20 protein-coding genes are annotated in these 17,675 nt (G+C 66.2%); 10 read left to right on the top strand and 10 right to left on the bottom strand.

The annotated features are described in order from the left end of the window. Nucleotides 1-316: 316 nt before the first annotated feature. Entirely contained in the window at nucleotides 317-1,576 is a 1,260-nt protein-coding gene (icd, locus tag ACSQ3D_RS27085; protein WP_436128896.1) for an NADP-dependent isocitrate dehydrogenase, read from the bottom strand. Between the two features lie 74 nt (nucleotides 1,577-1,650). Further along, nucleotides 1,651-2,031, bottom strand: a complete 381-nt coding sequence (locus ACSQ3D_RS27080; RefSeq protein ID WP_436128895.1) for a hypothetical protein — start codon at nucleotides 2,029-2,031, stop codon at nucleotides 1,651-1,653. Between the two features lie 242 nt (nucleotides 2,032-2,273). Here ACSQ3D_RS27080 and ACSQ3D_RS27075 point away from each other — a divergent pair, with 242 nt between their 5' ends. Next, the gene (locus ACSQ3D_RS27075; RefSeq protein WP_396504791.1) at nucleotides 2,274-2,762 is read left to right on the top strand and encodes a DUF192 domain-containing protein; all 489 of its coding nucleotides are present in this window, start codon (nucleotides 2,274-2,276) and stop codon (nucleotides 2,760-2,762) included. A gap of 99 nt (nucleotides 2,763-2,861) precedes the next feature. Here ACSQ3D_RS27075 and ACSQ3D_RS27070 read toward each other — a convergent pair whose 3' ends face one another. After that, on the bottom strand, nucleotides 2,862-3,443 hold the full coding sequence (locus tag ACSQ3D_RS27070; protein ID WP_436128894.1) for a superoxide dismutase: 582 nt from the start codon (nucleotides 3,441-3,443) through the stop codon (nucleotides 2,862-2,864). Between the two features lie 245 nt (nucleotides 3,444-3,688). Continuing rightward, nucleotides 3,689-5,017, bottom strand: a complete 1,329-nt coding sequence (gene xseA / locus ACSQ3D_RS27065; RefSeq protein WP_436128893.1) for an exodeoxyribonuclease VII large subunit — start codon at nucleotides 5,015-5,017, stop codon at nucleotides 3,689-3,691. A gap of 362 nt (nucleotides 5,018-5,379) precedes the next feature. On the opposite strand from xseA, the gene ACSQ3D_RS27060 reads away from it, so the two are divergent. From ACSQ3D_RS27060 to adk, 6 genes are all read left to right on the top strand, one after another. Then, the gene (locus ACSQ3D_RS27060; RefSeq protein WP_436128892.1) at nucleotides 5,380-6,024 is read left to right on the top strand and encodes a MotA/TolQ/ExbB proton channel family protein; all 645 of its coding nucleotides are present in this window, start codon (nucleotides 5,380-5,382) and stop codon (nucleotides 6,022-6,024) included. 171 nt (nucleotides 6,025-6,195) lie between these two features. Beyond that, on the top strand, nucleotides 6,196-6,630 hold the full coding sequence (locus ACSQ3D_RS27055; RefSeq protein WP_056414765.1) for an ExbD/TolR family protein: 435 nt from the start codon (nucleotides 6,196-6,198) through the stop codon (nucleotides 6,628-6,630). A gap of 178 nt (nucleotides 6,631-6,808) precedes the next feature. Continuing rightward, on the top strand, nucleotides 6,809-7,879 hold the full coding sequence (lpxK, locus tag ACSQ3D_RS27050; RefSeq protein ID WP_436128891.1) for a tetraacyldisaccharide 4'-kinase: 1,071 nt from the start codon (nucleotides 6,809-6,811) through the stop codon (nucleotides 7,877-7,879). A gap of 99 nt (nucleotides 7,880-7,978) precedes the next feature. After that, the gene (locus tag ACSQ3D_RS27045) at nucleotides 7,979-8,161 is read left to right on the top strand and encodes a Trm112 family protein (protein WP_056165650.1); all 183 of its coding nucleotides are present in this window, start codon (nucleotides 7,979-7,981) and stop codon (nucleotides 8,159-8,161) included. Further along, the gene (gene kdsB, locus ACSQ3D_RS27040) at nucleotides 8,158-8,985 is read left to right on the top strand and encodes a 3-deoxy-manno-octulosonate cytidylyltransferase (RefSeq protein WP_436128890.1); all 828 of its coding nucleotides are present in this window, start codon (nucleotides 8,158-8,160) and stop codon (nucleotides 8,983-8,985) included. Before ACSQ3D_RS27045 ends, kdsB begins: the two co-directional genes overlap by 4 nt. 321 nt (nucleotides 8,986-9,306) lie before the next feature. Beyond that, complete coding sequence (gene adk / locus ACSQ3D_RS27035; protein ID WP_056414764.1) at nucleotides 9,307-9,963, top strand: adenylate kinase; 657 nt, start codon at nucleotides 9,307-9,309, stop codon at nucleotides 9,961-9,963. A gap of 232 nt (nucleotides 9,964-10,195) precedes the next feature. Here adk and ACSQ3D_RS27030 read toward each other — a convergent pair whose 3' ends face one another. The 3 genes from ACSQ3D_RS27030 to ACSQ3D_RS27020 all read right to left on the bottom strand — a co-directional run bounded on the left by ACSQ3D_RS27030 (nucleotide 10,196) and on the right by ACSQ3D_RS27020 (nucleotide 12,164). Beyond that, on the bottom strand, nucleotides 10,196-10,666 hold the full coding sequence (locus ACSQ3D_RS27030; RefSeq protein WP_056414761.1) for a DUF6152 family protein: 471 nt from the start codon (nucleotides 10,664-10,666) through the stop codon (nucleotides 10,196-10,198). Between the two features lie 92 nt (nucleotides 10,667-10,758). Beyond that, nucleotides 10,759-11,181: a hypothetical protein gene (locus tag ACSQ3D_RS27025; RefSeq protein WP_436128889.1), complete on the bottom strand. Its 423-nt coding sequence runs from the start codon at nucleotides 11,179-11,181 to the stop codon at nucleotides 10,759-10,761. 50 nt (nucleotides 11,182-11,231) lie between these two features. Continuing rightward, nucleotides 11,232-12,164, bottom strand: coding sequence for an asparaginase (locus ACSQ3D_RS27020; protein ID WP_436128888.1), 933 nt, complete (start codon nucleotides 12,162-12,164; stop codon nucleotides 11,232-11,234). A 112-nt stretch (nucleotides 12,165-12,276) separates the two neighbouring features. Between ACSQ3D_RS27020 and lexA the strand changes: the two genes are divergently transcribed. The 3 genes from lexA to ACSQ3D_RS27005 all read left to right on the top strand — a co-directional run bounded on the left by lexA (nucleotide 12,277) and on the right by ACSQ3D_RS27005 (nucleotide 14,925). Further along, a complete protein-coding gene (lexA, locus tag ACSQ3D_RS27015) occupies nucleotides 12,277-12,951 on the top strand; it encodes a transcriptional repressor LexA (RefSeq protein WP_056414752.1) in 675 nt (224 codons plus the stop codon). A 132-nt stretch (nucleotides 12,952-13,083) separates the two neighbouring features. Next, a complete protein-coding gene (locus ACSQ3D_RS27010; protein ID WP_436128887.1) occupies nucleotides 13,084-13,590 on the top strand; it encodes a hypothetical protein in 507 nt (168 codons plus the stop codon). Between the two features lie 327 nt (nucleotides 13,591-13,917). Beyond that, a complete protein-coding gene (locus ACSQ3D_RS27005; protein WP_056414746.1) occupies nucleotides 13,918-14,925 on the top strand; it encodes a D-2-hydroxyacid dehydrogenase family protein in 1,008 nt (335 codons plus the stop codon). A 282-nt stretch (nucleotides 14,926-15,207) separates the two neighbouring features. Here ACSQ3D_RS27005 and ACSQ3D_RS27000 read toward each other — a convergent pair whose 3' ends face one another. From ACSQ3D_RS27000 to ACSQ3D_RS26990, 3 genes are all read right to left on the bottom strand, one after another. Continuing rightward, nucleotides 15,208-16,335 (bottom strand): branched-chain amino acid ABC transporter substrate-binding protein, encoded by a 1,128-nt coding sequence (locus ACSQ3D_RS27000; RefSeq protein WP_056414743.1) that lies wholly within the window; start codon nucleotides 16,333-16,335, stop codon nucleotides 15,208-15,210. A gap of 130 nt (nucleotides 16,336-16,465) precedes the next feature. Next, nucleotides 16,466-17,224 carry a hypothetical protein gene (locus tag ACSQ3D_RS26995; protein ID WP_436128886.1) on the bottom strand — a complete coding sequence of 253 codons (759 nt, stop codon included), beginning with the start codon at nucleotides 17,222-17,224 and terminating at the stop codon, nucleotides 16,466-16,468. Continuing rightward, entirely contained in the window at nucleotides 17,224-17,658 is a 435-nt protein-coding gene (locus tag ACSQ3D_RS26990; protein ID WP_056414740.1) for a DNA polymerase III subunit chi, read from the bottom strand. Before ACSQ3D_RS26990 ends, ACSQ3D_RS26995 begins: the two co-directional genes overlap by 1 nt. Nucleotides 17,659-17,675: the final 17 nt, after the last annotated feature.

Below are 17,675 nucleotides of genomic sequence, written 5' to 3'. Positions count from 1 at the left end.
CAGCTCTGCGGTTGACGTAGAGCGATCCGGCCTTACCAGAGGCTGCGAGCAAGTGCACACAGTCCACGGGTGGCTTGGAGCTGAGCCCGAACCCCATGCACCTGGCATCTCCACCACCCGGCTGCAGCGCGGTCACGAGCTGAACTCACGCCTTTAGTTGTCGACGTGGATGAAAAGTACGTCCTCCACCAGGCCGCACAGCCGCGGCAGCAGGACAGGCACCCAGAACGCCGGGGTCGCTCCAGAAGCTATGTGCGCCGGGCTTCAGGTAGAAAGCATTGGCTCGCGAGCACCGGCGATCTCGATGCCCCTGCGTTCACATGTGGTCGATCATGACCTGCCCGAAGCCGGAACAGCTCACCTGTGTGGCACCTTCCATCAGGCGGGCGAAGTCATAAGTGACCTTCTTGGAGCCGATGGATTTTTCGAGCGAGCTCAAAATGAGGTTGGCGGCCTCGACCCAGCCCATGTGGCGCAGCATCATCTCGGCCGACAAAATTTCGGAGCCGGGGTTCACGTAATCCTTGCCCGCGTACTTGGGCGCCGTGCCGTGTGTGGCCTCGAAGCACGCCACCGAGTCGGACATGTTGGCGCCCGGTGCAATGCCGATGCCGCCCACCTGCGCCGCAAGTGCGTCGGAGATGTAGTCGCCATTGAGGTTGAGCGTGGCCACGACCGAATACTCGGCAGGCCGCAGCAGGATTTGCTGCAGGAAGGCATCGGCGATGCTGTCCTTGATGGTGATGTCCTTGCCCGTCTTGGGGCTCTTGAGCCTGCACCAGGGGCCGCCGTCGATCAGCTCCGCACCGAACTCCTTTTGCGCCAGGGCGTAGGCCCAGTCGCGGAAGCTCCCTTCGGTGTACTTCATGATGTTGCCCTTGTGCACGATGGTCACGCTGGGCTTTTCATTGTCGATGGCGTACTGGATGGCCTTGCGCACCAGGCGCTCGGTGCCTTCGCGCGAGACGGGCTTCACGCCCAGGCCGGACGTATTGGGGAAGCGGATCTTCTTGACGCCCAGTTCCTCGCTCAGAAACTTGATGAGCTTCTTGGCCTTGTCGGATTCGGCTTCGAACTCGATGCCGGCATAGATGTCTTCAGAGTTCTCGCGGAAGATCACCATGTTGGTCTTCTCGGGCTCCTTGAGCGGCGAAGGCACGCCCTTGAAATACTGCACCGGGCGCAGGCAGACGTACAGGTCGAGCTCCTGGCGCAGTGCCACGTTGAGCGAGCGGATGCCCCCGCCCACGGGCGTGGTCAGCGGGCCTTTGATGGAGACGACGTATTCGCGCAGCACCTGCAGGGTTTCGTCGGGCAGCCAGACATCGGGGCCATAGACCTTGGTGGCCTTTTCACCGGCGAAGACCTCCATCCACTGGATCTTGCGCTGGCCGCCGTAGGCCTTGGCCACGGCAGCGTCCACCACCTTGATCATCACGGGCGTGATGTCGCGTCCGGTACCGTCGCCTTCGATGAACGGGATGATGGGCTGGTCCGGCACATTGAGCGACATGTCGGCGTTGACCGTGATCTTCTGCCCTTCGGCGGGCACGGTGATGTGCTGGTAGCTGGTCATGAAACGGTGGTCTCCAGTGGAAGCTGACAGGAATCAGCAGGTGATGCCTTGCCGGCATTCAGAACCGAACAATTCTAATGACAAAAAAAATCGCAAAAGACCCTGTCAACGCGCCCGCCACTGCTATCGTTGCGAGTGGAGCTGTGCGATTTTTGCGCATGGCCCTCAACCCTTCGTTCAACAACACTGGAAACGGCATATATGAAAAAACTCCTCGCTGTCCTGGTGGCTGGCCTGTTCGCTGCAGGTGCTTTTGCACAGGCACCCGCAACGGCTCCAGCCCCCGCTCCTGCCCCCGTCGCCGCACCCGCAGCTGCAGCACCGGCCCCCGTAGCGAAGACCAAGGCCGCCCACACGGCCAAGAAGAAGACCGGCAAGAAGGTCGCCAAGAAGAAAACCGCCCACAAGGCAGCCTGATCTGGGCCTTCAGGGTCCTCTCCGGCCCTGAACAACACCTCGGAATCGCCCGCATTTGCGGGCGTTTTGCTTGGTGGGCCGCACGACGGGCTTGCGGCACGCCCAGCGTTTTGCCAGCATGCGCACCCTGCCGTGGAATTTTTGCGGCCCGGGCGCCTCCATCGTCAGGCAGGCGCGCTGGCTCCAGTGGCCTGCTTTATTCAGCCCGTGCAGCGCCACTGCACGCAACCCCTGCCCCATACTCTCGCCGTCCAGTCCTGTTGAACCGAAAGCATCTCCCATGAAGACACCGCTGTTTGCAATCGCCGCCGCTGCACGCCCCACGCTGGCGGCCACTCTGTTGCTGGCCCTGGGCCTGGTGAGCACTGCGGCCACGGCCCAGGAGGGCCCGCAGCTCAACCTGCAGCGTGTGGAGCTGACGTCGGGCATGCACCGCATCGATGCCCAGGTGGCGGCTACGCCGGAGCAGCGCCAGACCGGGCTCATGCACCGCAAGGAGATGCCCCAGCACGAGGGCATGCTGTTCGTCTTCGAGCAGCCCGCGCAGCAGTGCTTCTGGATGAAGAACACCCTGCTGCCACTGACGGCCGCCTTCGTGGCCGACGACGGCACGGTGGTGAACCTGGCGGACATGAAGCCGCAGACGCTGGACTCGCACTGCTCGGCCAAGCCGGTGCGCTATGTCCTCGAGATGAACCAGGGCTGGTTCGCCCAGAAGGGCATCAAGGCCGGTGCCAAGCTCAACGGGGCCCCGTTTCGCCGCCAGTGACGCGAGAGCGGCCCGCGCACCATGAAAAAAGCGGCCCCGGGGCCGCTTTTTTTGTGGGCCCCGCCGCGCGATGCAGCGGGGTGGCCTGATCGCGATGGATCAGGCGAAGTTGGCTTCCGCGAACTTCCAGTTGACCAGCTTGTCGAGGAAGGTCTCGACGAACTTGGGACGCAGGTTGCGGTAGTCGATGTAGTACGCGTGTTCCCACACGTCGATCGTCAGCAGTGCCTTGTCGGCGGTGGTCAGGGGCGTGCCAGCGGCACCGGTGTTGACGATGTCGACGCTGCCGTCGGCCTTCTTCACGAGCCAGGTCCAGCCCGAACCGAAGTTGCCCACGGCGCTCTTGACGAAGGCTTCCTTGAATGCGGCGTAGCTGCCCCACTTGGCGTTGATGGCTGCTGCCAGCGCGCCCGATGGCTCGCCGCCGCCTTGGGGGGCCATGCAGTTCCAGAAGAAGGTGTGGTTCCAGATTTGAGCAGCGTTGTTGTAGATGCCGCCGCTGGACTTCTTGACGATCTCTTCGAGCGTCAGGTTTTCGAACTCGGTGCCCTTTTGCAGGTTGTTGAGGTTCACCACATAGGCGTTGTGGTGCTTGCCGTGGTGGTACTCCAGCGTTTCCTGGCTGTAGTGCGGTGCCAGGGCGTCGATGGCATAGGGCAGCGGGGGAAGGGTATGTTCCATGGTGTTTTCCTCGTGGTTTGAAATTCTGGGATGCATGCCACCTGCAGCGCTCACCTCGGCAATGCAGTCGGACACAGCGCGAAAGGGGCATTGTAGGAACATCGGATGACCTGTGCAGGCTCCTGCCCGGCCCCGCCCCCAAAAAGCTTCAGATGGCGCGCACGTCCTACAGCGGCGACCGAACCTGCTGCCCTCACTGCGCCATCACGCGCCCTGTGCCGCGGGCCGGGCACCCACCCACAGGCCTACAGCAGGCGGGGCTGGGCGGCGACGGTCACATCCACCGCTCCATCGGCCAGCGTGGCGCGCAACGCATCGCCGGGCTGGGCCTGCCGCACGCTGGTCACGGCGTGGCCCTGGGCGTCCGTCAGCAATGCGTAGCCGCGCTGCAGCACCAGCCGCGGGTCGAGCAATTGCAGCCGCAGGGCTGCGCGGTCCAGCCGCTCTGCCTGCTGGCCGATGCGGCGCTGTATCTTGACCGGCAGATCGGCCTGTAGCGCCTGCTGGGTCTGCGCCAGCCGCTGCAATTTCAGGAGCATTCCGTGGCGCATGTGCTGCGATAGCCGCGCCAGTTGCAGTTGCTGGCGTGCGACGAGGCCCGAAGGGCGCCCCAGGCGGCCCGCGGCCTGGTCCAGCCGCTGGTGCCGGCTGTCCAGTTGGCGCTGCAGGCTGTCTTCCAGGCGCTCGGCGATCAGGTCCAGCGCCCCCATCCACACGGCGCGCGGCTGGGACACGAGTTCGGCCGCCGCCGTGGGTGTCGGCGCGCGCAGGTCCGCGCAGAAGTCGGCGATGGTGAAGTCGGTTTCGTGGCCCACGCCGCAGACGAGCGGCACCGGGCTCTGGACGATGGTGCGCGCCAGTTGCTCGTCGTTGAACGACCACAGGTCTTCCATGGAGCCCCCACCGCGCACCAGCAAGATCGTATCGATAGGCGGCGTGGTGCCGTGATCGGCCCCTGGCGCTTGCCCAGCCTGCGCGAGCCGATACAGTTTTGATAGCGCCGCCACCAGCGATGCAGGCGCTGCACCGCCCTGCACCTGGGCCGGGACCAGCACCACCGGGATGTGCGGCACGCGGCGGCGCAGTGCGGTGACCACGTCGTGCAGCGCCGCTGCGCCCAGCGACGTGACCAGCCCGATGCCGCGCGGCATCAGGGGCAGCGGGCGCTTGCGGGCGGCGTCGAACAGGCCCTCGGCCTCCAGCTGTGCCTTCAGGCGCAGGAACTGCTCGAACAGGGCGCCCTGCCCTGCACGCTGCATGCTTTCGACAATGAACTGCAGGTCGCCCCGGGCCTCGTACACGCCGATGCGCCCACGCAGCTCGACCAATTCACCATCGCGCGGCGAAAAGTCAAGCAGGCTGGCGGCACGCCGGAACATTGCGCAGCGCAACTGACCGTTCGCGTCCTTGACCGAGAAGTAGCAATGACCGCTGGATGCGCGCGAGAAGCCCGTGATCTCGCCGCGGACCGCGACAGGATTGAACCTTGCCTCCAGCGCATCAGCAATGGCGCGGCACAGCGCGCCAACTTCCCAGACGCGCGGCGTCGCAGCGAGGCCTGGACGCTCAAGCATCGGCCACAGCGGGGTTTGGCGGCATTGCCACCCGGGAAGTACTCCACAGAACGGAGGGAGCGACCGTAACGCCGGCCAAGCCTGCGCAAAATGGCCGCATAGCACGTTTGCACGTGCAAGCTGTTGATTTATAAGGATTTTTCACTGCACAATTTTTCATCAATCTGTTGCAATCACGCAGCGACGCCACTTTGCGGGCTGCCGGGGACGGGTTTCCCACAAAGTTATCCACAGTTTCTGTGGGTGAGCGGCAGGCCGTGGTGGGCGGGCAGCAAGGTAACTGTTTGTGACGCAAACTGGCGCTGGAGGGGGCGGGAAGCTGGGCCATAATCGCCGATTGCTTCATCTGCGCGGAGAGAGATTTGCTGTCCATCATACAAGCCGCAGGCTGGCCGATCTGGCCCCTGATTGCGTGTTCCGTCCTGGGACTGGCGCTGATTTTCGAACGTTTCCTGGCCCTGAAAACCGCCCGCGTCGCCCCGCCCAAGCTGCTGGATGAAGCGATCACGGTGTCTTCCAAGGCCATTCCCACGCCCGACGTGGTGAACCAGCTGGCGCAGAACTCCGCGCTGGGCGAGGTGCTGGCCAGCGGCCTGCGCACCATCAACAGCAACCCCCAGTGCAGCGAAACCGACCTGCGCGCCGCCATGGAAGGCACGGGCCGCGCCGTGGCGCACCGGCTGGAAAAGTACCTGGCAGCCCTGGCCACCATCGCCTCTGCCGCGCCTTTGCTCGGCCTGCTGGGCACGGTGATCGGCATGATCGAGATCTTCGGCTCGCAGTCTGGTGGCGGCGGTGTCGGCCAGGCGATGGGCGGCGGCAACCCTGCGCAGCTGGCGCACGGCATCTCGATTGCGCTGTACAACACGGCGTTCGGCCTGATCGTGGCCATCCCGGCACTGATCTTCTGGCGCTACTTCCGCGCCCGCGTCGATGCCTATCTGCTCACGCTGGAGCTGGCCTCCGAGCAGTTCGCGCGCCACATCCTGCGCCTGCGCAAGAAGTGAACTCCCCCTTGAGACGCCATCGTTCCATTCCCCCGTTGTTCAGCGCTGCGCGCCAGGGGCCTATGGATGCCGCCGGTGCGGCGGGGCGGCCATTGAACGGCGGCCGCTCGCAAGGGCCGCGCCGTTTTCCAAAGCCCGCTGTCACGACGTGCAGCAGATTGGATCGTTGACATGAACTTTCGCCCCCGCACCAAGGAAGAGCCCGAGATCAACCTGATCCCGTTCATCGACGTGCTGCTGGTGGTTCTCATCTTCCTGATGCTGACCACCACCTACAGCAAGTTCACCGAGCTGCAGCTCACGCTGCCGGTGGCCGACGCAGAGCAGCAGCGCGACCACCCCAAGGAAGTCATCGTGTCCGTGGCGTCGGACGGGCGCTACGCCGTCAACAAGACCGGCGTCGAAGGCAAGAGCGTGGACGCCATTGCGCAAGCCCTGCGCACCGCGGCCACCGCCGGCCAGGGCAGCGTCGTGATCATCAGTGCGGACGCGATGGCGCCGCACCAGTCCGTGGTGTCCGTGATGGAAGCGGCCCGCCGCGTCGGGCTGACGCAGATCACGTTTGCCACGCAGTCCTCCGCAGCCGGGCGCGCGGCCAGCCGCTGACCCGCATGGCGGGCTGGGTGCCAACGGTTCTCTATCTGGCTGCGGGCTCGCCTGAGCGCCATGGGCTGAAGGCCCCCCACCCGGTGCGCCGCAGCGCCCTCCACGAACCCCGGCGCGCCGCAGGCCGCAACGCCGGGGCCCCGGCCTGGCCCCGCTGCAAGCCGGCCGACAGCACACCATGAGCCGGCCGCCCGGGCAACCAGCGCCCGCCCCCTCTTCTCTCACTTCCTCATCACCCCGCGCACAGCCCGTTCCTGCCGCGCAAGGCCTGCAGAAAGCCTGGCAGTCACGCGGCCCCGTGGCCTGGGCGCTGTGGCCCGTGTCGATGGTGTACCTGGCCTTGGTGTCGCTGCGGCGCTGGCTGTACAAGGCCGGGGTGCTCGCCTCCAGCCATCCGGGCCGGCCCGTGATCGTGGTGGGCAACGTGATTGCTGGCGGTGCCGGCAAGACCCCCGTGGTGATCGATCTGGCCCGGCACCTGCAGTCGCGGGGGTTGCGCACAGGGATCATCTCGCGCGGCTATGGCCGGCGCACCACCGATTGCCGCGAGGTGCGTGGCGACAGCCTGGCCGCCGACGTCGGCGACGAGCCTGCGCTCATTGCGCGCCATCTGGCGGCCAACGCCCACGCCCCCGTGCCGATCTTCGTGGCGCGGCAACGCACTGAGGCGGCGCACGCCCTGCTGGCGGCTTACCCCGAGACCCAGGTGATCATCTGCGATGACGGCCTGCAGCACCTGGCGCTGCGCCGCGACGTGGAGATCTGCATCTTCAACGACCAGGGCATCGGCAACGGCTTCCTGCTGCCCGCGGGCCCTTTGCGCGAGCCGTGGCCCCGGGCGGTGGACATGGTGCTGTACGCCGGCCATGCGCCTCCCCGCAGCGACGCGCCCGGCTTTCGCCTGGACCGCCGCCTGGCCGACTACGCGCTGCGCGCCGATGGCAGCCGGGTGCCTTTGCAGGACCTGCGGGGCCAGCCCCTGCACGCGGTCGCCGCGGTGGCGCGCCCGGGCGACTTCTTTGGCATGCTGCAAGCGCAAGGGCTGGCGCTGGCGCATGCCGAGGCACTGCCCGATCACTATGATTTTGATAGCTGGCAGCGCTTACAGGACAAGCGGTACCTGCTCATTTGCACTGAAAAAGACGCGGTAAAACTTTGGCCTCAGCACCCAGACGCGCTGGCGGTGCCACTGCAACTGCACATCGACCGGGAATTCTTCAGTGCACTGGATGCACGCCTGCCGGTCTGAGCCGCAGCCTTGATGCAATACCCTGATCCACGGCGCTGCCCCACCGCTATCATCCCCGCCTGCCTGCCCGACGAACGCCCTTTTCCCGAGAGCCACACCATGGACCCCAAACTGCTTGAACTGCTGGTCTGCCCCGTCACCAAGGGCCCGCTGACGTACGACCGCGAGGCGCAGGAACTCGTCTCGCGCAGCGCACGCCTGGCCTACCCGGTGCGCGACGGCATCCCGGTGCTGCTCGAAAACGAGGCCCGCACGCTGACCGACGAGGAACTGGAGCGGTGAGCGCGCTGCCCGCCACGCTGCCTGGAGGTGACGAGGCCTTCACGGTGCTGATCCCGGCGCGCATGGCGTCGAGCCGCCTGCCCGACAAGCCCTTGGCAGACATCGGCGGCCTGCCGATGGTGGTGCGGGTGGCGCAGCGCGCCGCCCACAGCGCCGCGAGCCGCGTGGTGGTGGCCGCGGACGATCCGCGCATCCTCGAGGCCTGTGCCCGGCACGGTGTCGAAGCCATCCTCACCCGGGCCGACCACGCGAGCGGCAGCGACCGCCTGGCAGAAGCCTGCACCCAGCTGGGGCTGGACGACGATGACATCGTCGTCAACGTGCAGGGCGACGAACCCCTGATGGACCCGGCCCTCATCGACGCAGTGGCCGCCCTGCTGCCCGCGCGGCCCGAAGCCAGCATGGGCACCGCAGCCCATGCACTGGCCACGTTGGCCGACTACTCCAACCCCAATGTGGTCAAGGTGGTGCTCGATGCCCGGGGCCTGGCGCACTACTTCAGCCGCGCGCCCATCCCGTGGGCACGCGACCATGCAGGCACGGCCTGGTGGCAGGATGGCGCCGCGCAAGCGGCAACACCCGGCGTCGCCGCACTGGCGGGTTTTGCGCCGCTGCGCCATGTGGGCATCTACAGCTACCGTGCGGGTTTCCTGCGGCAGTTTCCCACCCTCGCACCCGCGCCGACCGAGGCGGTGGAGGCCCTGGAGCAACTGCGTGCCCTGTGGCACGGCCACCGCATTGCCGTCTATCTGGCCGGGGAAGCACCAGGCCCCGGCGTGGACACGCCGCAGGACCTGGAGCGCGTGCGCGCGCTTTTCCGCTGACCCCCGGCTCGCTGCACTGACGCGTGTGCGACTCGCCGGGGTGATGTCCGCCAAAGGCGTGCGCCTCGTCCACGCCACCCTGGCAGACCACGGCGCAACACCGCCCGCGCCCTGAGCTGGCACGGATGCGGCCCCCCAGGAAAACACGCCCATAAACGGTGCGCCGTGTAAGTCAGGGCAAGGTTGTCACATGCTATCCTCGACTGTAACGAGAGAGAGCATCGCACCCCGGGAGTACTCTGGCCACCGCTGACTGCACGCGGTGGCCTTGGCGCGCCCCGGCCAGCGGCGCCACCCGATTTCTAAACTTCGAGGACTTCCATGAGACTGATTCTGTTGGGCGCGCCTGGCGCCGGAAAGGGCACGCAAGCCACGTTCATCTGCCAGAAGTACGGCATCCCGCAAATCTCGACCGGCGACATGCTGCGCGCCGCCGTGAAGGCCGGCACGCCTCTGGGCCTGCAGGCCAAGGCGGTGATGGATTCGGGTGCCCTGGTCAGCGACGACATCATCATCGGTCTCGTGAAGGAACGCATCACCCAGCCCGACTGCGCGCAGGGCTTCCTGTTCGACGGCTTCCCCCGCACCATCCCGCAGGCCGACGCAATGAAGGCGGCGGGCGTCAAGCTCGACTACGTGCTGGAGATCGATGTGCCCTTCGACGCCATCATCGAACGCATGAGCGGCCGCCGCTCGCACCCGGCCAGCGGCCGCACCTACCACGTCAAGTTCAACCCTCCCAAGGTGGAAGGCAAGGACGACGTGACGGGCGAAGAACTGATCCAGCGCGAAGACGACAAGGAAGAGACCGTCAAGAAGCGCCTGCAGGTGTACAGCGACCAGACCCGCCCGCTGGTGGACTACTACAGCAACTGGGCCAAGGCCGAACCCGCTGCCGCCCCCAAGTACCGCGCCATCAGCGGCACGGGCAGCGTGGACGAAATCACCACCCGCGCGCTGCAGGCCCTGGCCAGCTGACCACCACAGCGACTGGCAACGCGGCGCGCACGGTCTGCACGACCGAGTAGCGCCGGCACTGACCGCACCCCAACGGCGCCTTGACACCAAGGCGCCGTTTTTCTTGGGGGGTAGTGAAAGCAATTTTGCACAGCCTCGTCAGGCCAACCTGTCAGCACAGTTACCTGCACCGCTGCGGACTTGCCGGCTGGGGCATCAAGGCCCGCAGGCTGGCTGGAACGCGCTCCAGACTTTATGCGGGCCCCGAGCGCAAGCCGTACGCCTTGCCATCCACGAACAGATACTCGGCCCGCAAGACGGCGTCGCCCTTCTCGTCCCGCAGGGTAAAGCCCACCACCGACACGGCTGCACCGGCTTGGATCTGCGGCACCTGCCAAGCCTGCATGCGCGTCAGGGGTGCCAGTTCCACCTCCCACTGGCGGTCCTTGCGCGTGGGCAGCACCGCCTTGGCCAGCAAGGCCTTGCCGTCCACCGGCGCGGTCTGCGCGGGCACCGCCCGCTGCGCCAGGTCGGCGGGCAGCTTCAGCCCGGCCGGAATCTCCAACTGCAGCTCCGCGTGCGGGTTCTGCCAGCGCACGGACTTCACCGTGCCTTCCAGATAGATCGGGCGGTCCGCGTCGAAGCTGCTCCAGCCATGGTGCGCATGCGCGGCCAGCGGCAAGGCGGAGGCTGCCACCAGCAGATGGCGTCGTTGCAGGGTCATCAGGGCTCTCCTTCGAAGATCAATCAGGGAACACAACGGGGGTGCGCACGCTGCAGCAGCCAGACTGCCCAGCCATCGCGGCGCGGCATGCGCTACAGGTAGGCGATCCAGCGGCCACACACCACCACGGCCAGCCAGATGACGGTGGAGACCAGCATCTGCACCTTGGCCACGCCGTCCAGGCGTGCCAGCGAACCCCGGCCATGGAACCACGCCGCGTTGCAACCCGCAAGCATTAACAACAGCATCTTCAAGGTGAATGCGCGGCTGCTGAGCAGTTCGGCGGGCTGGGTGGCGAACATCAGCAGGCCCGAGGCCGCAGCCAGCAGGAAGCCGCACAAGGCCACCGACAGACTCAGCCGGGCCAGGTCCTTGACCGGCAATGCGGCGCCGCGGCCGAACACCCGCAGCTCCAGCAGCACCAGATTGCCCAGCAGCAGTGCAATGCCGACGATGTGGATCACCTCCAGCGCCGGGTAGGCCCAGGCGTGGGTCTTGAGGGAGGCAAAGAACATGGCCGCGGCGCCTGGGACTTATAGTGTGTTGTGGACTGCTCGGCCGCGCATCAATGCGAGAGCAGGTCCAGCATCAGCGAGATGCGCGCCTTGACGGGCGAAAGCCCCCGCGAATCCGGCAGGGCATCGCCCGGCTTGGGCAGCACCTGGCCTTCGGGGCAGCGGGTGGAGCGCACCACGCGCACGCCCACATCCTGCGCCTTGAGCAGCGCGGCCTCGAGCGCATGGTGGATCGTGCCGTTGCCGGTACAGGCCACCACCAGGCCCTGCACGCCATCGCGCACCAGCGCGTCCACGATGGCGCCGCTTGCACCTGCATGGTTCAGGAGGATCTCGACCCGCGGCCACACGGCGGCATTCGCTATCTTTTCAATAGCTAATGGCGCTTTCTCAGCGTGCGCCAGAGGCCAATCCTGCACCAGGCGGACCCGGCCCTCCTCCACCCACCCCAGCGGCCCGGCGTCGCCGGAGCTGAATGCATGGACGCGGTACGGATGCACCTTCTGCACATGGCGCGCGCCATGCACCTCACCCGCCGCCACCGACACCACGCCCTGCGCGCCCTGCGTGGTGGCCACGGCCACCGCGTCCAGCAGGTTCTGCGGGCCATCGGGGGTGAGCGCGCTGGCCGGGCGCATGGCGCACGTCAGCACCACGGGCTTGGACCGCGCATCCAGAACCAGGCTCAGAAACCACGCGGTTTCCTCCAGCGTGTCGGTACCGTGGGTGATGACCACGCCCTGCACGGCGGCGTCCTGCAACAGCTGCGCGCAGCGCACGGCCAGCGCCTGCCACACCGACATGTCCATGTCCTTGCTGTCGAGCTGGGCCACCTGCTCGGCCTGCAGGGTGGCGCCGCCGGCTGCCAGGGTCAGCCCCGGCACGGCGGCCAGCAGCTGCTCAACGCCCACCTGGGCGGCCGTGTAGCCGATGTTGTCGCCGGCCTGGGCCGAGGTGCCCGCGATGGTTCCACCTGTGCCCAAAACCACAATTTTTTGCCCACTCACTTGCGTACTCCGAAAAACTGGTGAAAAATACAGTTACTGGATTAAAAAACAGTTGTTCGCCACTGTAGCGTCTCCACCGGAAACCACCATGCTCGACAACCCGAAACTGACCGCCCGCCAGCAGCAGATCCTGGACCTCATCCAGACCGCCATCGCCCGTACCGGCGCGCCCCCCACCCGCGCAGAAATCGCGGCCGAGCTGGGCTTCAAGTCGGCCAACGCCGCCGAAGAGCACCTGCAAGCGCTGGCCCGCAAAGGCGTGATCGAGCTGGTCAGCGGCACATCCCGCGGAATCCGTCTGCGCAGCGACACGGTGCGCTCCATCAATGCAGCACGCGGCAGCCAGTTCAGCCTGCCCATCCCGGGCCTGTCTCAGCTGGTGCTGCCGCTCATCGGCCGCGTGGCGGCGGGCTCGCCGATTCTCGCGCAAGAACATGTCGACCAGACCTACAGCGTGGAAAACAGCCTGTTCCAGCACAAGCCCGACTACCTGCTCAAGGTGCGCGGCATGTCCATGCGCGACGCCGGCATCATGGACGGCGACCTGCTGGCCGTGCAGTCCACCCGTGAGGCACGCAACGGCCAGATCATCGTGGCCCGCCTGGGCGAGGACGTCACCGTCAAGCGCCTGCGCCGCACGGCCACCGCCATCGAGCTGCTGCCTGAGAACCCCGACTACCCCGTCATCGTGGTCCAGCCTGGCGAGCCCTTTGAAATCGAAGGCCTGGCCGTCGGCTTGATCCGCAACACCATGCTCATGTAGAGCCCCCTGCCTGGCCGCGCCGCAGGTGGCGGGCGTTTGGTGTACCGGCACAACGTCGGTACGCCAGCCCTGCGGTGCCGGTTGTCATTGCAATCCTGCCTATGTCCAACCCCCGACTTTCGGAGTTTTCACATGGGAATTGCCTTGTCCACCCTGTCCGCCGCCTTGCCCCATTCGCTGCAGAAGCTGTCGCGCTGGCTGCACAACCTCGTCCGCCTGGACGAAGCCCCACGCGCTGGCGCCCCGGCTTCATCACCACCTGCCAGCGCCAACCCGCCGGGCGAGCATGGCACGCCGGGCCATGGCGGGCCTGCCGGCGACCAGCGCAGCGCTGGGTCGCCCCGCCTGCGCCCTTTGCGGGGCAACTGGCCCTTCACCGTCCAGCCGGCTCCACCCGAGCCCAAAGCATCCGCCGCCCGCACCTCCGTGGCGGCCAACCGGTCGTTTCTGTCTGCACCCTGCGGCAGCAGCCGTGATGCATTCATGGCGTCCATCGCATCCAGCGCGCTGCCCCCACGGCCCGTGCCGGCCGTGCGCAAGGTATCCCACGCCAGCGGCCGCCTGGTGATCGCAGGCCGCATGGCCGACGTGTGTGCAGAACTCGACCGCATGGCTGCGTGCGAGGCGCTCCAAGCGTAGAAAGATCATCGCTGCCCAGGCCGGCGGGTGGCGGCTGGCGGCCGGCGCGCCGGTGCTGCACCGGCCTTGGGCTTGCAACCCGCACAGGGTGCTGCAAACAGTGCCGTCGCGACGCGGCGTGCTGTGAGCACTGGCACCAAAAAACGCTGACAACACCTGCTTCGTGGCCACGGTCGGCTCTGCTGCACTCGCCAGACTTGCGCAGCCCATCCACTCCGTGCGGCTGCGGCAGCCGCCGCGACAATCCGTCACCAAAAGCTGGCGTTTTGGGCCGCCCGAAGACCTGCCAGTGCAGTGCGGCGCTGCGTGCCAAGGCACAATGTCGGGATGAACATCGTGATTCTCGACGACTACCAGGATGCAGTGCGCAAGCTCCATTGCGCCTCTCGGCTCGACGCATACACAGCCAAGGTCTACACCAACACCGTCAAGGGGCTGGGCCAACTTTCCGTCAGACTCAAGGATGCAGACATCATCGTCCTGGTCCGCGAGCGCACGCAGATCACGCGGCAGTTGGTGGAAAAGCTCCCCCGGCTCAAGCTGATTGCGCAGACCGGCAAGGTCGGCAGCCACGTGGACGTGGCCGCCTGCACCGAACGCGGCATCGCCGTGGCAGAGGGCATCGGCTCGCCGGTGGCTCCTGCAGAACTGACATGGTCGCTGGTGATGGCCGCCATGCGCAGGCTGCCGCAGTACATCTCCAACCTCAAGCACGGCGCCTGGCAGCAGTCGGGCCTCAAAGCGGCCTCCATGCCGCCCAACTTCGGGCTGGGCAATGTGCTGCGCGGCAAGACGCTCGGTGTCTGGGGCTACGGCCGCATCGGCCAGCTGGTGGCGGGCTATGGGCGCGCTTTCGGCATGAACGTCCGCATCTGGGGCCGCGAAGCGTCGCGTGCGCAGGCCCTGACGGACGGCTACCAGGCAGCCACCACGCGGGAAGAATTCTTCGCGCAGTGCGATGTGATCTCGCTGCACCTGCGCCTGAACGATGAGACACGCGGCATCGTTTCGCTGGAAGACCTGTCCTGCATGAAGCCCACAGCCCTGCTGGTCAACACCTCCCGCGCGGAGCTGATCGAGCCTGATGCCCTGATTGCCGCACTCAACCGCGGCCGCCCTGGCATGGCAGCGGTCGACGTTTTCGAAAGCGAGCCCATATTGCAAGGCCATGCCCTGCTGCGGCTCGAGAACTGCATCTGCACGCCGCACATCGGTTATGTGGAGCAGGACAGCTACGAGCTGTACTTCGGCGCTGCGTTCGACAACGTGGTGAATTTCATCAAGGGCACGCCCACCAATATCGTGAATCCCGGATCGCTGCAGGTGCGCCGCTGAGGCTTTGGTGCGCGCCCTGTTCGGTAGACGGGTGACCAGGGTCGCACCCAGGCGGCCTCTGACCGGCCCCACACTGAATCTCCAGCCTTGACCGGTCGCGGTGCAAGCCCGCATACCGGGATCATCACCGGGCCTGCATTGCGCCGCCAGGCATCGGGCATCGATCAGTGCCGCACACGGACACACCACCCATAAAAAAGGCTTCCATGAAGGAAGCCTTTTTTGCGCCTGCCGGTGCAGCACTGAATGCTGCACCAGACAGAGAAGGGAAGCCGCTCTGAATTACAGAGGCGTCTTCTTGCCGTCCTTGTAGTTGTACAAGGTGATGGCGGGGTTCTTCATTTCGCCATTGGGTTCGAAGGCGATCGTGGAGGTCACGCCCTTGAAGTTGGACTTGAGCAGCTCGGGGGTGTAGACCTTGGGGTCGACCGAGTTGGCACGCTTCATGGCGTCCACGATCAGGTACGTGGCGTCGTAGGTGTAGGGGCTGTACACCTGGAACTGGTTGGGGAACTTGGCATCGTACTTGGCCTTCCAGGCGGTACCGCCAGGCATCTTGGCCAGCGAAGAGCCGCCTTCAGCGCAGATCACGTTGGCCAGGGTCTTGGCACCGGCAGCCAGCTTGGCGATTTCCGACGTGCAGACGCCGTCACCACCGAAGTACTTCACGTTGCCCATGCCCAACTGTTCCAGCTGACGCAGCATGGGGCCGGCTTGTGGGTCCATGCCGCCGAAGAAGATGGCGTCAGGGTTCTTGGCCTTGATGGCGGTCAGGATCGCCATGAAGTCGGTGGCCTTGTCGGTCGTGAACTGCTCGTCCACCACCTTCATGCCCTTGGCGGCTGCGGTCTTCTTGAACACGTCTGCCACGCCTTGGCCGTAAGCGGTACGGTCATCGATGATGGCGACGGTCTTGAGCTTCAGGGTGTCCACAGCGTAGAACGCCAGGCCAGCGCCCAGGGCGTTGTCGTTGGCGATGATGCGGAACGTGGTCTTGTAGCCAGGCTTGGTCAGGTTGGGGTTGGTGGCAGCACCGGTCACGTGCGGGATACCGCAGTCGTTGTAAACCTTGGAAGCGGGGATGGTGGTACCGGAGTTGAGGTGGCCCACAACGCCTGCGACCTTGGAGTCGCACAGCTTTTGTGCGGCAGCGGTGCCTTGCTTGGGGTCAGCAGCATCGTCTTCGGCCTGCAGCTCGAACTTGATCTTCTTGCCACCGATGGTGATGCCTTGAGTGTTCAGCTCTTCAATGGCCATGCGGGCGCCATTTTCGTTGTCCTTGCCGTAGTGGGCTTGGGCGCCGGAAACCGGAGCCACGTGGCCGATCTTGACCACCTGCTCTTGTGCAGAGGCCACACCAGCAGCAGCCGCGATAGCAGCAACCACGGTCAGTTTCAACTTCAATTGCATATCAATCTCCAGTAAAGATAAACGCTGAGAATGTTCTTGTGTCTCAACGCAGGGGAACATATCGCAATTTACGGGCCAGATCATTAGGGAACACGATTAAATGTGGGGGAAACCACAGGGGAATACCCTGTTAACCCTTGGGCGCCACAGGCGTGCCACTCGCCAACTCATCGGCCACGGCCTCGTACACCGCGTGGCGGACCACCGATTCGATCTCTTCGCGCAGCCGCGGCAGCACCGATCTTGTCTGCTCTTGCACCACTGTGGCGATCGCTTCGCGCAGACGTTGATCCAGCACAACGTCGACACGCTGCATCACGCGGTGCACCATGTATTCCTCGAAGCCATCGGGCAGCGCGCGGGCCACAGCGGGTGGCGCCACCATGGCGCGGGGCACACTGGCAGGCGGCGGCGCGGGCGCATCGACCGCGGGCAGCCGCCGGGTGAGTACACCCGCGCTGGCAGCCGCTGCCAGCGGGCTTGCCGCGGTGTTCGCATTGGCTGATGCCACTGGCGCAGACGCGGTCGCTGACGCTGACGCTGACACACCTGCAGACCCGGAGGCCGCTGCTGGAGCGGGGATCGATGCCGGCACGGGTGCCGGTGCCGGTGCAGGCCGCTGGGTCATCACCGCGGGCGGTTGCGCGCTGGGCAACGGCGGTCGCACGGCAGACACCTGCACCGCGGGCGCAGCGACACCCGCTGCGGCGGGCCGCACCACTGGCGGCAAGGGCGACGAGACCACCGTGGTGCGCCCGGCTGTAACCGGCGAAGCAGTCGCCAGGGGCGCACCGGGCGCCCCGTGTGCAGGCACGGCATCCGGCGTTTGCACCACTTCGGTGAGCGTGGGAACAAAGCGGGGCGGCGTGCGAGGGGGTTGCTGTGCCATCAGCCGGCTTTCAGCACGAGGTCGTGGCGGGTGATGGCGTAGCCGCGCGATGCATAGTGCTTCCAGCGCGCCCGTGCCTGCATGCGGTCCGACTCATCCTGCGCACTCACCACCTCGACCAGGCGGTCGAACCGGCCGAAGCCTTCGGGCACTTCGGCATGCAGATTCAGCAGCACCTCGTGGTGCGCAGCGGTGCGTGCGTCAGCGGCCAGCAGCACGGGCGATGCGTGCACCAGTTCTTCGTCGGCGTCGTCACGGCAGTGCGCCACAAAGTCCTGCGGTGCCAGCGCCCAGAGCATGCGGTCGAGCGCCACCAGCGTGTCGGCGGGCGCCGAGATCACCAGGCGCGCGCCGCTGCGCTGTACCTTGCGCGCAAACCGGCATGCGTACGCCAGCTTGTCGGGGGCATTGAAGTGAAAGGCGACTTCGGTCATGCGCTGTGCCCTGCAGG

Source organism: Acidovorax sp. LjRoot117 (assembly GCF_964252695.1).
Taxonomy (GTDB): Bacteria; Pseudomonadota; Gammaproteobacteria; order Burkholderiales; family Burkholderiaceae_C; genus Acidovorax.
Note: the sequence above shows the minus strand (reverse complement) of the source record. Positions and strands in the feature narration are given on the sequence as shown.

Bases quoted from the DNA above. Each gene is read 5' to 3' on its own strand.
- icd (WP_436128896.1), bottom strand. From the start codon at position 1,576: ATGACCAGCTACCAGCACATCACCGTGCCCGCCGAAGGGCAGAAGATC.
- ACSQ3D_RS27075 (WP_396504791.1), top strand. From the start codon at position 2,274: ATGAAGACACCGCTGTTTGCAATCGCCGCCGCTGCACGCCCCACGCTG.
- ACSQ3D_RS27070 (WP_436128894.1), bottom strand. From the start codon at position 3,443: ATGGAACATACCCTTCCCCCGCTGCCCTATGCCATCGACGCCCTGGCA.
- xseA (WP_436128893.1), bottom strand. From the start codon at position 5,017: ATGCTTGAGCGTCCAGGCCTCGCTGCGACGCCGCGCGTCTGGGAAGTT.
- ACSQ3D_RS27055 (WP_056414765.1), top strand. From the start codon at position 6,196: ATGAACTTTCGCCCCCGCACCAAGGAAGAGCCCGAGATCAACCTGATC.
- lpxK (WP_436128891.1), top strand. From the start codon at position 6,809: ATGAGCCGGCCGCCCGGGCAACCAGCGCCCGCCCCCTCTTCTCTCACT.
- ACSQ3D_RS27045 (WP_056165650.1), top strand. From the start codon at position 7,979: ATGGACCCCAAACTGCTTGAACTGCTGGTCTGCCCCGTCACCAAGGGC.
- adk (WP_056414764.1), top strand. From the start codon at position 9,307: ATGAGACTGATTCTGTTGGGCGCGCCTGGCGCCGGAAAGGGCACGCAA.
- ACSQ3D_RS27030 (WP_056414761.1), bottom strand. From the start codon at position 10,666: ATGACCCTGCAACGACGCCATCTGCTGGTGGCAGCCTCCGCCTTGCCG.
- ACSQ3D_RS27025 (WP_436128889.1), bottom strand. From the start codon at position 11,181: ATGTTCTTTGCCTCCCTCAAGACCCACGCCTGGGCCTACCCGGCGCTG.
- lexA (WP_056414752.1), top strand. From the start codon at position 12,277: ATGCTCGACAACCCGAAACTGACCGCCCGCCAGCAGCAGATCCTGGAC.
- ACSQ3D_RS27010 (WP_436128887.1), top strand. From the start codon at position 13,084: ATGGGAATTGCCTTGTCCACCCTGTCCGCCGCCTTGCCCCATTCGCTG.
- ACSQ3D_RS27005 (WP_056414746.1), top strand. From the start codon at position 13,918: ATGAACATCGTGATTCTCGACGACTACCAGGATGCAGTGCGCAAGCTC.
- ACSQ3D_RS27000 (WP_056414743.1), bottom strand. From the start codon at position 16,335: ATGCAATTGAAGTTGAAACTGACCGTGGTTGCTGCTATCGCGGCTGCT.
- ACSQ3D_RS26995 (WP_436128886.1), bottom strand. From the start codon at position 17,224: ATGGCACAGCAACCCCCTCGCACGCCGCCCCGCTTTGTTCCCACGCTC.
- ACSQ3D_RS26990 (WP_056414740.1), bottom strand. From the start codon at position 17,658: ATGACCGAAGTCGCCTTTCACTTCAATGCCCCCGACAAGCTGGCGTAC.